This window comes from Janthinobacterium sp. RA13 (genome assembly GCF_000745325.1).
Classification (GTDB): domain Bacteria; phylum Pseudomonadota; class Gammaproteobacteria; order Burkholderiales; family Burkholderiaceae_D; genus Janthinobacterium; species Janthinobacterium rivuli.
Genome location: NZ_JQNP01000001.1, coordinates 5,823,204 through 5,836,416, shown reverse-complemented (window position 1 = coordinate 5,836,416; position 13,213 = coordinate 5,823,204). Strand labels below are relative to the sequence as shown.

Genomic DNA, 13,213 nt, shown 5'->3' with positions numbered 1-13,213 from the left:
CAGCGCCAGCCGTGCGACACGAACGAGACAATTGGTGATAATTTGGCAGTTACATGAATGATAAGATCCGCAGTCCGTCCAGCCTGGCCGGCTCCCCATCGCAAGCTTAACCTGACACGCATTCCATGCACTTTTCCCGCTTTTGCCTCCTCATCTCCCTTTACGCCTGCCTGCTGCCCGCCATGGCCCAGGAAAAACCGGCGGCGCCGGGCGACGCGGTGAATCAGGAAATGCAGCAGATCGTCGACGTGCAAGGCACGCGTGATCCCGACCTGCGCCCCTACCGCACCATGCTCAGGGGACTCGACGCGTATGCCGACCACCAGCGCCTGGCGCCAGCCGCGCCGCTGCGCTTCATGCTGATACCCGCCACGCCCCAGGCCAGGCTCGATGGCGTGACCCTGCACCTGTCAGCCGACAACCTGTCGATCCCAGTGCCGCTGGCGGCGGATGGCGGTTTCACTTTGTCGCGCGACAAGACCGCCTACGATGCGAATGCCGACCTGGTCAGCAACAAGAAGCGCGACACCTTGCGCTGGCGCGCCGACATCCACACGCCGGGCTTGCCGCAGAACGTGCGCCGCCTGGGCGATTTGCGCCTGGAATGCGAAATCCGCTGGGCCGTCGAGCAGGACGAATTGTCCTTTGTAAGGCGCAACCTGTTCCGCCTGGCGGGCGGACCGTGCCACTCGTCGCTGATCCACGTGCCGTTTCCCGTGGCCCGCAAGCTGCTTGCCGTGCAGGCGCGCTCGGGCGAGCGCACCCTGGACATCCGCCTCACGCAAGACCGCCAGCGCTACGTGCCGCCGCTGCATGACGTGAACTGGGACGACGATACCCTGCTGACCCTGACGTACGCCGACGAGGGCAAGATGGCTGGAGCCGCTCTGGCAACGCCCTTGCAGACAATGCAGCATCAGTGAGGCGCGCCCGGGAAGCCAGGTCAAATATTTCCACATGGATTTTTATATTTACTGAAAGAAACAAAAAAGTATGCTCTAATATCGCCTCTTAAATGAAAAGCAATTATTTTCCAGGCTGGCTCCCGCCGGGGAGATAGGCGATGGGGATAGTGCGATATGATGATGGAACACACTGGCAAGGCGCCCAAGCGCGTGCCGCGCAATGACTGGAAGAAGGAATGCCGGCAGTTGCAGGGGCAAGTAGCGCAGCTGGAAGAACGGTTGAAGCGCCAGAGCGCGGACAGCTATGGCTTGCAAGTGCTGTATGACCAACTGGTCAATGAAATCAAGCATCACCGCGACATGTTGCAGCTCGACAGTTTTGACGCGAACAAATCGTCGCTCGTCTACACGCAAGCCTGGCGCCGCTTCATGGCCGGCGATGCGCTCGACTACCAGACGCACCGCCACACGAATTCCCGCAGCCGTCCGAGTTTGCTTTAGTTAAAGCTCCGCCAGCGCCTTTACGTGCGCCGCCACGCTGCGGCCCAGGGACGACAGGTTGTAGCCCCCTTCCAGGCAACTGACGATGCGGCCCTTGCCATACTGATCGGCCACGGCCATCATTTGCTGCGTCATCCACGTGTAGTCGGCCTCCACCAGACCCATGCCGCCCACATCGTCTTCACGGTGGGCGTCGAAACCGGCGGAAATGAAAATCATCTGCGGCTGCTGCCGGTGCAGCGCTGGCAGCCAGTGGTCGAGCACCAGCTGGCGCACGGCGTCGCCCTTCGAGCGGGCCGGCACGGGCACGTTGACGCGCGTGTCCGTGTACGATTCCACGTCGCTGTACGGATAGAACGGGTGCTGGAAAAAGCTCACCATCAGGATGCGCGGATCATTTGCCACGGACTCGGCCGTGCCATTGCCATGGTGCACGTCGAAATCGACGATGGCGACCCGTTCCAGGCCGCGCACGTCGAGCGCATGCTTGGCGGCGATGGCGATATTATTGAAAAGGCAAAAACCCATGGGCTCGCTGGGCCGCGCGTGGTGGCCGGGCGGGCGGATCGCGCAAAAGGCGTTGCTGATCTCGCCATCGATGACGGCATCCGTGGCCGCCACGGCCGAGCCAGCGGCGGCCAGCGCCGCCTCGTAGCTGTGCGCGTTGAGCAGGGTGTCGCCATCGAGCGGGTAATAGTCACCGGCCTGCGGCACATTGTCGCGCACGAGGCCGATGGCCGTCGCGCTGTGGTTGCGCTCGATATCGGACAATTGCGCATGCACGCCATCGCGGTGCTCGACCAGGTCGCTGATGTGCGCGAGGATCAATTGATCATTGATGGCCTGCAAGCGGGCCGGCGATTCTGGATGCCAGTCGCCCATTTCATGGCGCTGGCAATCGGGATGGGTATAAATGGCTGTGCTCATGCGCTGTACTGGTTACCTCTGTCTCTGTCCGTTCTCCGGGAACACTGCATGGCATTCCTGTTCGCCCTGCGCGTTCTCGCATAAAATCACTGGCCGGTCTGTGCCGCTACTGCACTAATCTACCACGAGCCCGGCACGGGCGGGCGGCACGGCTTGACTTGGCCAAAGCAATTGTAAATTAAATAATCCGACTTACTGTGATAGAAATAGCATGTTTTCGAAAATACACCAGGCCGCACAGCAGATCGGCGAAGTTCTCGTCGGCAAACACTTGCAGATCCGCCAGACCCTCGCCTGCGTGCTGGCCGGCGGCCACCTGCTGATCGAAGACGTGCCCGGCGTGGGCAAGACGACCCTGGCGCACGCGCTGGCCATCTCGCTGGGCCTGCAATGGAAGCGCCAGCAATTTACCAGCGACCTGCTGCCCGCCGACGTGGCCGGCATGAGCGTGTATGACCGGGGCAGTGGCAGCTTCATCTTCCACCCTGGTCCCCTGTTTACCCAGGTGCTGCTGGCCGACGAGATCAACCGCGCCACGCCGAAAACGCAATCGGGCTTGCTCGAAGCGATGGAAGAGCGGCAAGTGACGCTCGACGGCGTCACACGCGCGCTGCCGCAGCCGTTTTTCGTCATCGCCACGCAGAATTGCGCGCACCAGCTGGGCACCTTCCCCCTGCCCGAATCGCAGCTCGACCGTTTTCTCATGTGCGTCACCCTGGGCTACCCCGATGCGGCCGCCGAACGGGAACTGCTGCTCGGTGCCGACCGCCGCGCCATGCTGCAAACCTTGCCGGCCGTCATGAACGCGGAAGAATTGCTGCAGGCGCAGGCGGGCCTGCGCGCCATCCACGCCTCGGTCGCCGTCGTCGACTACGTGCTGGCCCTCGTGCATGCCACCCGCGTGCCGGGTGTGTTTGCCGATGGCCTGAGTCCGCGCGCCGCGCTGGCCCTGCTGCAGGCGGCGCGCGCCTGGGCCGCCCTGGCCGGACGCGACCACGTCACGCCCGACGATGTGCAAGCCGTGCTGCTCCCCGTCTGCGCCCACCGCCTGCATGCGGCGCAAGGGGCGACGGACAGCCGCACCCTGCTGCAGCAATTGCTGCTGGCGATTCCCGTCTGACCGCCATGCGCCTGCGCACCATCCGCTGGCTGCCGGCGCGCCCCTGGCTGGGCGCGCAGCGCGTGCACATCCGTCCCTCGGGTGCGGGCCTGGCATTTGCCGCGCTGCTGCTGGCGCTATGGATCGCCGCCGTCAATTACCGCCTGGGCCTGGGCTATGCGCTCACGTATTTCGCGGCCGCCTGCGCCATCGCCGACATGCTGTTTGCCAGCCGCAACCTGGCGGGCCTGGCGCTGGCCGCCAAGCCGGGCCAAGCTGTGTTCGCTGGCGGCCAGGCCACGTTCACCTTGCGCCTGATCAACCGCAGCACACGCCCGCGCCATGCGATCCAGCTGACCGTGATCGATTCCAGCGCAGCGCCCAGCCTGGCCGATATCGATGCCCACGGAGAAACGGCCATCCAGATCGTCGTAGCGGCGCGGCAACGCGGCTGGCTCGATGCCCCGCCCTTGCGCCTGTCCGGCAGTTTCCCGCTGGGCCTGTTCGTTGCCTGGTGCCATTGGCAACCCGAAGCGCGCGTGCTCGTGCATCCGCAGCCCGAGCAGAACGCGCCGCCACTGCCCTTGCCGGCCGGGACAGAACAGCCGGCAAAGCAGACACCACAACAGCCACACTCGTCCGGCGGCGCCCTGGAACTGGCCGGCGTGCGCGCCTACCAGCCCGGCGATCCCTTGCACCGCCTGGCCTGGCGCCAGATCGCCCGGCATGACGGCGAGCATTTATTCAGCAAGCAATTCCAGCCAGCCGCCGACGCGCAAGCGGGCGCAGCCCGTGGCAGCATCGTGTTCGATCTCGCCGCCTTGCACGCACTGGCGCCGGAAGCGCGTTTGTCGCGCCTGGCCGCCTGGGTGCTGCAGGCGGAACGCACGGGCTTGCCATATGGCTTGCGCCTGGGCGCGCTGACTCTGACACCGGCCTTGGGCCCCAGCCAGCGCGACGCCTGCCTGCGCGCGCTGGCGCTCCATGATGTGCCGCACGGTTCGCCGCACGATTGGCCGCCAGCGCAGGCGACGCCATGAAAGCCTGGCTGACCAACTTGCCGCGCGACAAGGCCGACATCGTGCTGCTGTTGCTGGCTGCCGCCATGGTGCTGGCGCCGCACGCGCTGCACCTGCCCCCGTGGCTGTCGGCCGCCGCCGCAGCCCTCCTCCTGTGGCGCGCCATCATCACCGTGCGGGGCCGGCGCCAGCCGCAGCTGACCGTGCTCGCGCCGCTGGCCTTGCTGGGCATCGCCGGCGTCTACGCCAGCTACGGCACCGTGCTGGGACGCGATCCCGGCGTGGCCATGCTGGCCTTGCTGCTGGCCCTGAAATCGCTGGAAATGCATGGCCGGCGCGACATCTTCGTCTTTGTCTTCCTCAGTTTTTTCCTCCTGCTGGCGAACTTCTTTCATGCGCAAGGCATCCTCAGCGCCGCGTGGATGCTGGCCACCGTCATCGTCCTGCTGGCTGGCCTGTTGTCGGCCCAGTACGGCGCCGTGCAGCCGCGCCTGGCGCAAAGGCTGCGTTTGCTGGGTCGCATGCTGGCGCTGGCCCTTCCCCTGTCGGCCGTACTGTTTCTGGCCGTGCCACGCATCGACGGCCCCCTGTGGGGTGCGACACAAGAAAGCGCGCAGGCGCGCACAGGCTTGTCCGACAGCATGCAGCCGGGTGCCATCGCCTCGCTGGCCCTGTCAAGCGAACCCGTCTTCACGGCCCGCTTTTCCACGCCGCTCCCGCCGCAAGAGCAGCTGTACTGGCGCGGCGTGGTGCTGGGCGACTTCGATGGCGCCACCTGGACGCGCAGGGGCGCTGGCCAGCGCGCACCGGCCAGCGACAACCGGATAGACATCGCACTGGAAGGCCAGCCCAGCCACTACGAAGTAACCTTGCAAGCGAGCGGCCAGCGGCGCATCTTCGCGCTCGACGTGCCGCGCAGCATCGAACGCCTGCCCAGCAATCCGTATGTCGTGTCGTCCGCGCTGGAAGTGCTGACCATACAGCCTATTACTTCGACCGTCCGTTACCGCGTCAGTTCCCTGCCCCGCTACCGGCTGCAGGCGGGCCTGTCGGCCGCGCAGCAGCAGCCATGGCTGGCCTTGCCCGCTGGCAGCAATCCGCGCAGCGTGGCCTGGGCCCGCGCATTGCGCGGCCAGGGCGCGCAGGCGCTGGCGCCCGCCGACGCCATCGCCGCCGTGCTCGATCACTTTCGCCGCGCGCCGTTCCGCTACACCCTGCAGCCGCCACTGCTGGGCAAGCATGGCGTCGACGACTTCCTGTTCACCACACAGGCGGGCTTTTGCGAACATTACGCGGGCAGCTTTGTCGTGCTGATGCGCGCCATGGGCATGCCCGCGCGCGTCATCACGGGCTACCAGGGCGGCCTGCGCAACGGCACGGACAACAGCCTGAGCGTGCGTCAGTCCGACGCCCATGCGTGGAGCGAAGTGTGGCTGGCCGGCCAGGGCTGGGTGCGCGTCGATCCCACCGGCGCCGTCGCGCCCCTGCGCACCGAGCGCAACCTCGACGCCGCCCTGCCGCCGGCCCCGTCGCCGCTGACGGCGTGGCGCGCCTTGGCCGGCCTCGATGGCGACGCGCACGGGGCGCTTGCCGCGTGGCGCCAGCAATGGCAGCAGGCCGAGCACGTCTGGAGCCGCTGGGTGCTCGACACTACGCCGCAGCGCCAGCGCGCCATGCTCGACGGCTTGAAAAACGTGCCCGCAAAAAAGCTGGCACTCGCTTGCGCCGTGCTGGCCCTGCTGGCCGCCGTGGCTGGCGCGCTGGTCTGGTGGCGGCAGGCGCGGCAAGGCGATCCGCTCGAGGCCCTGTACGCGCAGTTTTGCCAGCAGCAGGCGCGGCGCGGCTACAGCCGTGCGCCGCATGAAGGCCCGCACGGTTATGCTGCGCGGCTGTCCGCAGGCAAGGCCACACAAGAGGCGCACGCCGCCATTGCACAGTTTCTGGCAATCTATGCCGCGATGAAGTATGGTAATGCCAACCCAGACGAACAATTCCGCGCGCGGCGCAACTTGCGCCGCCTGTTAACCCAATGCCGATGAGACGCTCCTTGTTACCGATCAAATACCCCGCCCTGTCCCTGCTCCTCGCCCTTCCCCTGTGTCTGTCCACCGCGCATGCTGGCGAAAACAGCAATATTTCCGCTGCCGACCGGGCCCGTGCCGTGCGCGCGGCCAAGACGCCACCCGCCAAGGCAGCGGCCAAAAAAGCACCGGCGAAATTCGACTTCGAAGGCGAATTTGTCGACTATGCCAACTGGAAAGAAGTACGCGCCTTCCTCGACGAGATGTCCGCCAAACACGGCTTTAACCGCGCCGAACTCGATGTCCTGATCGGCAAGGTGCGCTATGTCGAGTCGACCGTGCAACTGATGAAGCCGGCCCCGCCGGGCAAGCCGAAGAACTGGCAAGCGTACAGCGCCCGCTTCATCGAGCCGGTGCGCATCAATGCGGGCGTGAAATTCTGGGAAGAGAATGCGGAAGCGCTGGCGCGCGCCGAACGCGAATATGGCGTGCCGGCCGAAATCATCGTCGGCATCATCGGCGTGGAAACTGTCTACGGACGCAACACGGGCCGTTTCCGCGTGCTCGACGCGCTGACGACCCTGGCGTTTTCCTACCCGGAAAGCCCGACGCGCGCCGCGCGCATGGAGTTTTTCAAGGGAGAACTGGAAAACGCGCTGCTGTACGCGCGCAAGGATGGCATCGATCCCTTGACCCTGCTCGGCTCGTATGCGGGCGCCATCGGCCTGCCCCAGTTCATGCCTAGCAGCATCATGAAATATGCGGTGGACTTCGATGGCGATAGTCACATCGACCTGCGCAATTCCACAGCCGACGCCATCGGCAGCGTCGCGCATTTCCTCGTCGAGCACGGTTGGCGGCGCGACGATCCGGCCATCAGCACCTATCCCGTCACCGTCTCGGCCAGCCGCGCCTGGGAAAAATTCATCGGCCAGGGCTTGCAAGCGAAGTACCGGCTGGCGGAAATGCAGGAGGCGGGCGTCAGTGCCGGCCCGTCCACACCCCAGAACATGCTGTTTGGCCTGATCGATCTGCAAAATGGTTCAGAAGCAACTGAGTATCACTTGGCAACCAATAACTTCTTTGCTATAACTCAGTACAACAGAAGTTATTTTTATGCCATGTCAGTGATCGACCTGGGCAAGGCCATCAGCCAAGTGCGCGCACGCTAACCGAAAGTCAGTGTAAAGTTATAATATTACTTGTAAGAAAGCGTAAGGGATGTTGAAGCGACCAGAAAACAAGTCTATGGTAGGGCCGATAACATGTGCCAGCCTTGCTCGCCAGCCTTTGTGCGGCACGGAATACGGAAATGGTTTTATACTTAACTTTTGTCAAAGTACAATTTTTGTTCTATCATAGAGCATAATAAAGAATAAATAGGTGTTGCAACAAGACAACACCTATTTTGTACAAAGCAAGATTGCTGGGCTTTCCGGCCTGAAATTGAATCCTGTTGTACAATTGTGTATATATTACGAAAAACTGTATCCCGGATCGTACCGTGTGTGAATTCGTTCCTTTTAGTAAAGAATGAACATGAACGCAGCAAGAGCGAGCTCCGAGTGTTTTTTACTTTGCAGTGCAACTACAGAAGGAACAATAACATCATGACAAACCAAGTCGGCATTGATATGAACAGCGATTCGGACTCCGACGATCTGCTCCAGTACAACCCAAACAGACTGCTCGATACCCTGATCGAAAACCTGCGCCTGAAAAACGACGCAGCCCTGTCCCGCGCGCTGGAAGTAGCGCCACCAGTCATCAGTAAAATCCGCCACCACCGCCTGCCGGTCGGCGCATCGCTGTTGATCCGCATGCACGAAGTCAGCGACCTGAGCATCCGTGACCTGCGTTACCTGATGGGTGACCGCCGCAACAAATTCCGCATCAGCGACAAGCAATTCAAGCCAAAAGAAGGCGAAACGCCACAAGGCTGATCCTGCCAGTTCCGCAGGTTTTCCCTCCCCGCCATGGGGAGGGGGTATTTCCAGCAGTTCTCAGGCCGTTCTGGCCGACATTATTTTCCCGTATCAACTATCAAGCAGGAAACACACCGGTAGATAAGTAGCGGTCGCCACGGTCGCACACGACAAACACGATCGTCGCGTTTTCCACCGTTTGCGAGATGCGCAGCGCGATTTCGCAGGCGCCGGCTGCAGAGATGCCGCAGAACAAGCCTTCTTCCGCCGCCAGGCTGCGCGCCATGCGTTCAGCCACGCCCTGGCTCACATACTCCACCTGGTCGACGCGCGACTTGTCGTAGATTTTCGGCAGGTACGCTTCCGGCCACTTGCGGATGCCGGGAATCTGCGAACCTTCCTCGGGCTGCGCGCCGATGATCTGGATGGCGGGATTCTGTTCCTTCAAATAGCGCGACACGCCCATGATGGTGCCCGTCGTGCCCATGGCGCTGACGAAATGCGTGACCTGGCCATTGGTATCGCGCCAGATTTCCGGCCCGGTGCTTTCATAGTGGGCGCGCGAATTGTCTTCGTTGGCGAACTGGTCGAGGATCACGCCACGGCCATCCTTCTGCATCTGCTCGGCCAGGTCGCGCGCATATTCCATGCCGCCCGTCTTCGGCGTCAATAAAATGTCGGCGCCGTAGGCGGCCATGCTCTGGCGGCGCTCCACGCTCAGGTTATCCGGCATCAGGAGCAGCATCTTGTAGCCGCGCAAGGCGGCGGCCATGGCCAGCGCGATGCCCGTATTGCCACTGGTCGCCTCGATCAGGGTATCGCCCGGCTTGATGACGCCGCGCTCTTCAGCGCGCTTGAGCATGGACATGGCCGCGCGGTCCTTCACGGAGCCGGCTGGATTATTGCCTTCCAGCTTGCCCAGGATGACGTTATTGCGCGCAAGCGCATCGGCACCCGGCAAGCGCGTCAGCTGCACCAGCGGGGTATTGCCTATCGTATCTTCAAGTGTCTTGTAAGCCATCGTGTCTGTTTGAGTAGGTTCAACAAAGACCCATTCTAATATGAGATGCCGGCCCGCGTATCGCTGATCGGCTCCAGCAGCCGGGCCCGCACGCGCGCCTTGCTGCGCCGCCACATGCGGCATGGCGCCTGCCGCGCCGCCATTTCCGGGCGTACACAAGGGGTATTGCGGCAGGCGCGTGCCGCATGCGCTAGACTCGTCACTGTTAGTTATTTTTGTTATTTGCTTATTCAGCCTCCGAACGGACTCGCCATGGCCAGCAGCACACCCGAATTCATTCCCGAAACGACGCAGGACGATCCCGTCCAGTTCGCCACGCTCGACTTGCAGGGCCGCAGCCACCAGATCTCGCCCGTCTTCAATGGGCTCGAACTGCAGCGCTTGCAGCGCTACGGCACGCTGCAGCGCTTTGCCGATGGCGATACGCTGTTCGAGGCAGGCAGCAGCAGCTTCGGCATGCTGGTGATACTGTCCGGGCGGGTCAGCATCAAGCGCCACGAAGTGATGGGACAGGCGTCCGTCCTGCGCGAAGTGGGCGTCGGCCACTTCATTGCCGAGGTAGCGCAATTGTCCGGCCGCCCCACCCTCGTCAACGGCAGCGCCGTGGGCGCCGTGGAATTGCTCGACATCAGTTCGGAATCCCTGCGCGCGCTGATCGTGGCCGAGGCGGAGATGGGCGAACGCATCGTGCGCGCCCTGATCCTGCGCCGCGTGGCGCTGATCGAATCGAATTCGGGCGGCCCCGTGCTGGTAGGGCCGCGCGGCAATGGCAATCTGTTCCACCTGCAAAGTTTTCTGTCGAGCAACGGCCATCCGCACACGGTGCTTGATCCGTCCACCGATGCGGCCGCCGCCGCGCTGGCCGAGCGCTACCAGCCTACGCCGCAGGACTGGCCGCTGGTGGTCTGTCCTGACGGCAAGATCATGAAGAATCCCGGCAATGCGGAACTGGGGCGCTGCCTGGGCATGTTGCCCGACTTGTCCGGTGACAAGATTTTTGATGTGCTGGTGGTGGGCGCTGGCCCCGCCGGCCTGGCCACGGCCGTGTATGCGGCCTCCGAAGGTTTATCGGTCCTGGCGCTGGAACAGCGCGCGTATGGCGGCCAGGCGGGCGCCAGCGCGCGCATCGAAAATTACCTGGGCTTTCCCACAGGTATCTCCGGGCGCGCGCTGGCGGGGCGCGCCTATGTGCAGGCGCAAAAATTCGGCGTCGAGATCGCCACGCCAGCCAGCGCCGCCAACCTGCTGTGCGACACCTGGCCCCTGCGCGTCAACTTGTGCGACGGCACGCAGGTGCGCGCCCGCACGGTGGTGCTGTCGTGCGGCGCGCGCTACCGCCGCCCGTCGCTGGCCAACCTGAAAACGTATGAGGGACGGGGTGTGTATTACTGGGCCTCGCCCATCGAAGCCAAGCTGTGCCGGCAGGAAGAAATCATCCTCGTTGGCGGCGGCAATTCGGCCGGTCAGGCGGCCGTGTTTCTCTCCGGTCACGCCGCCAAGGTCCACATGGTGATCCGCGGCGAAGGCCTGGCGGCCAGCATGTCGAGCTATTTGATCGAGCGCATCGCCGCCACGCCCAACATCACCTTGCACACGCACACGGAAATCATCGCCCTCGAAGGTGACGACGATGGCTTGACAGAGGTGCACTGGCGCAACAACCAGACAGGCAAGGAAGCCGCTTGCGCCGTGCGCCGCGTCTTCCTGTTTGTTGGCGCCGATCCGAATACGGACTGGCTGCACGACTGCGCCGTGGCCGTCGATGAACAGGGCTTTATCCGCACGGGCTTCGACGTCACCCGCGCCGAATGCCGCGCCCACGGCCATGCTGCGCATTTAGCCTACCCGCCACCGGATATGCCGGAGCGGGCCGCGCTGGAAACAAGCGTGCCGGGCGTGTTCGCCATCGGTGACGTGCGGGCCGGCTCCACCAAGCGCGTGGCCGCCGCCGTCGGTGAAGGCGCGGCAGTTGTTTCCCAGATTCACGGCTTCCTGGCGAGGCTGCCAGCCGGCTCCGCCTGAAAATCGTGCATTGTAGAAACTGCTACAATCGGCTGTTGCCATCCAGCTGAAAGAGTCCGCATGCCCCACACCACCCGGCTTTTCTCGCGCCGCAGCATGCCCGCGGTGCGCTGACGGTGCGCCGCATGTTCGTGAAACTGTTGCTGCTGGCCACCTTGTTTGCCATGCTCAGCATCGCCGCCCTGTACAGCTACGGGCGCTTCGCCGAGCGCTCGCTGGGCGCGCCTGGCACGGCCCTGCCCGTGGCGATGGATGCCACCCTGCTCGACCGCGTGCTGGCGCCGCAACTGGCGCAACGGCCCGGCCACAGCGGCACGGCGTTGATCGACGATAATCTGGAAGCGTTCGCCCTGCGCGCCCTGAGCGCGCGCGAAGCGGGCCGCAGCCTCGACCTGCAATACTACATCTGGCATAACGACGTCACGGGACGGCTGCTGGTGCGCGAACTGCTGCGTGCGGCCGACCGCGGCGTGCGCGTGCGCGTGTTGCTCGACGATATCAACGCGCGTGGCCAGGATGCCGCCATCCTCGCGCTCGACAGCCACCCGCTGATCGACGTGCGCATGTTTAACCCGGGCCGCAACCGCGACGGCATCTGGTTGCGCGCCACGGAAATGGCCTTGCGCGCCGTCAGCCTGAACCGGCGCATGCACAACAAGGCCTGGATCGTCGACGGCAGGGTCGCCCTCGTCGGCGGACGCAATATCGGCGATGAATATTTCGATGCCGCCGAACAAGTCAATTTCCAGGATGCCGACCTGCTGCTGGTGGGCCCCGCCGTGCAGCAGACGAGCGACATCTTCGACCGTTTCTGGAATAGCCGCGCCGTCATCCCCATCCGCGCTTTGCACGCTGGCAAGGACGCGGGCGCGCCGGAACTGCAGGCCGTGCGCGCCCGCCTCGACGCACTGACGGGCGAACTGGGCGCCTCACCCTACCTGCGGCAACTGACGGATGCGGGCCAGTTGCAAGCGCACCTCGATGGCCGCGTGCGCCTGCACTGGAGCGAAAAAGTACAGGTACTGTCGGATCCGCCGGAAAAAGCCGCGCCAGTAGCCAGTTTGCAGCGCAGCGAGCACTGGCTCATGCACAGTTTACTGCCCCTGCTGACGGACGCGCGCGCGGAAGCGCTGCTGACTTCGCCATACTTCGTGCCCGGCGCGGCGCTGACGCGGACCCTGGGCGAAAAAGTCGCCGCCGGCGTCCAGGTCCAGGTGCTGACCAACTCGCTGGCCGCCACCGACGTGGCCCTCGTGCATGCGGGCTATGCGCGCTACCGCCAGGCACTGCTGGGCGGCGGCATCGAACTGTATGAATTGAAGACCCAGCACCGCAAGCGCATCAGCCTGATGGGCTCGAGCCGCGCCAGCCTGCATACCAAGGCCATGGTGGTGGACGGCCAACGGGGCTTCGTCGGCTCCTTCAACCTCGATCCCCGCTCGGCCCAGCTCAATACGGAGATGGGCGTGCTGTTCGACGATGCCGCGCTGGCGAACGACATGCGCGCGCTGTTCCACCATTCGACGGCGAGCGACACCAGCTATCGTTTGCTCCTCGACAACGGCGCCCTGCGCTGGTCCGACGCCACCGAAGTGCCCGCCAAGGTGTGGACGCACGATCCCGAAGCGGGTATCTGGCGCCGCATGCTGGTGTCCGTGATGCGCTGGCTGCCGATCGAGTCGCAGCTGTAGCCGCACATGGCATGCAAAGACTTTAATACCGGCAAGATTGCTACCTAAAAATACTTGTTGTTTTCAAGACATGTTAGATGCT

Annotated in this window: 11 protein-coding genes; 9 read left to right on the top strand and 2 right to left on the bottom strand. The window is 64.0% G+C overall.

Annotated elements, in window-relative coordinates:
* Positions 1–125 precede the first annotated feature (125 nt).
* Positions 126–923 carry a hypothetical protein gene (locus FG13_RS29205; protein ID WP_051959464.1) on the top strand — a complete coding sequence of 266 codons (798 nt, stop codon included), beginning with the start codon at positions 126–128 and terminating at the stop codon, positions 921–923.
* A gap of 156 nt (positions 924–1,079) precedes the next feature.
* Entirely contained in the window at positions 1,080–1,406 is a 327-nt protein-coding gene (locus FG13_RS25905; protein ID WP_035825690.1) for a hypothetical protein, read from the top strand.
* Here the strand turns inward: FG13_RS25905 and FG13_RS25900 are convergent, their stop codons facing one another.
* Positions 1,407–2,333 carry a histone deacetylase family protein gene (locus FG13_RS25900; RefSeq protein WP_035825688.1) on the bottom strand — a complete coding sequence of 309 codons (927 nt, stop codon included), beginning with the start codon at positions 2,331–2,333 and terminating at the stop codon, positions 1,407–1,409.
* 211 nt (positions 2,334–2,544) lie between these two features.
* On the opposite strand from FG13_RS25900, the gene FG13_RS25895 reads away from it, so the two are divergent.
* The 5 genes from FG13_RS25895 to FG13_RS25875 all read left to right on the top strand — a co-directional run bounded on the left by FG13_RS25895 (position 2,545) and on the right by FG13_RS25875 (position 8,415).
* Positions 2,545–3,453, top strand: a complete 909-nt coding sequence (locus tag FG13_RS25895) for an AAA family ATPase (protein ID WP_035825686.1) — start codon at positions 2,545–2,547, stop codon at positions 3,451–3,453.
* 5 nt (positions 3,454–3,458) lie between these two features.
* The gene (locus tag FG13_RS25890; protein WP_051959463.1) at positions 3,459–4,472 is read left to right on the top strand and encodes a DUF58 domain-containing protein; all 1,014 of its coding nucleotides are present in this window, start codon (positions 3,459–3,461) and stop codon (positions 4,470–4,472) included.
* Positions 4,469–6,490, top strand: a complete 2,022-nt coding sequence (locus FG13_RS25885) for a transglutaminase TgpA family protein (RefSeq protein ID WP_035828758.1) — start codon at positions 4,469–4,471, stop codon at positions 6,488–6,490. Before FG13_RS25890 ends, FG13_RS25885 begins: the two co-directional genes overlap by 4 nt.
* An 8-nt stretch (positions 6,491–6,498) precedes the next feature.
* A complete protein-coding gene (gene mltB / locus FG13_RS25880) occupies positions 6,499–7,644 on the top strand; it encodes a lytic murein transglycosylase B (protein ID WP_235211807.1) in 1,146 nt (381 codons plus the stop codon).
* 438 nt (positions 7,645–8,082) lie between these two features.
* Positions 8,083–8,415 carry a hypothetical protein gene (locus tag FG13_RS25875; protein ID WP_034751784.1) on the top strand — a complete coding sequence of 111 codons (333 nt, stop codon included), beginning with the start codon at positions 8,083–8,085 and terminating at the stop codon, positions 8,413–8,415.
* Positions 8,416–8,515: 100 nt separating this feature from the next.
* On the opposite strand, the gene cysM is transcribed toward FG13_RS25875, so the two are convergent.
* Positions 8,516–9,418, bottom strand: coding sequence for a cysteine synthase CysM (gene cysM, locus FG13_RS25870; protein ID WP_035825682.1), 903 nt, complete (start codon positions 9,416–9,418; stop codon positions 8,516–8,518).
* Positions 9,419–9,670: 252 nt separating this feature from the next.
* On the opposite strand from cysM, the gene FG13_RS25865 reads away from it, so the two are divergent.
* Both FG13_RS25865 and FG13_RS25860 read left to right on the top strand, forming a co-directional pair.
* Positions 9,671–11,440, top strand: coding sequence for an FAD-dependent oxidoreductase (locus tag FG13_RS25865; protein WP_035825678.1), 1,770 nt, complete (start codon positions 9,671–9,673; stop codon positions 11,438–11,440).
* Between the two features lie 125 nt (positions 11,441–11,565).
* Entirely contained in the window at positions 11,566–13,131 is a 1,566-nt protein-coding gene (locus FG13_RS25860) for a phospholipase D family protein (protein ID WP_035825675.1), read from the top strand.
* The last annotated feature ends 82 nt before the right edge of the window (positions 13,132–13,213 follow it).

Bases quoted from the DNA above. Each gene is read 5' to 3' on its own strand.
- FG13_RS29205 (WP_051959464.1), top strand. From the start codon at position 126: ATGCACTTTTCCCGCTTTTGCCTCCTCATCTCCCTTTACGCCTGCCTG.
- FG13_RS25905 (WP_035825690.1), top strand. From the start codon at position 1,080: ATGATGATGGAACACACTGGCAAGGCGCCCAAGCGCGTGCCGCGCAAT.
- FG13_RS25900 (WP_035825688.1), bottom strand. From the start codon at position 2,333: ATGAGCACAGCCATTTATACCCATCCCGATTGCCAGCGCCATGAAATG.
- FG13_RS25895 (WP_035825686.1), top strand. From the start codon at position 2,545: ATGTTTTCGAAAATACACCAGGCCGCACAGCAGATCGGCGAAGTTCTC.
- FG13_RS25890 (WP_051959463.1), top strand. From the start codon at position 3,459: ATGCGCCTGCGCACCATCCGCTGGCTGCCGGCGCGCCCCTGGCTGGGC.
- FG13_RS25885 (WP_035828758.1), top strand. From the start codon at position 4,469: ATGAAAGCCTGGCTGACCAACTTGCCGCGCGACAAGGCCGACATCGTG.
- FG13_RS25875 (WP_034751784.1), top strand. From the start codon at position 8,083: ATGACAAACCAAGTCGGCATTGATATGAACAGCGATTCGGACTCCGAC.
- cysM (WP_035825682.1), bottom strand. From the start codon at position 9,418: ATGGCTTACAAGACACTTGAAGATACGATAGGCAATACCCCGCTGGTG.
- FG13_RS25865 (WP_035825678.1), top strand. From the start codon at position 9,671: ATGGCCAGCAGCACACCCGAATTCATTCCCGAAACGACGCAGGACGAT.
- FG13_RS25860 (WP_035825675.1), top strand. From the start codon at position 11,566: ATGTTCGTGAAACTGTTGCTGCTGGCCACCTTGTTTGCCATGCTCAGC.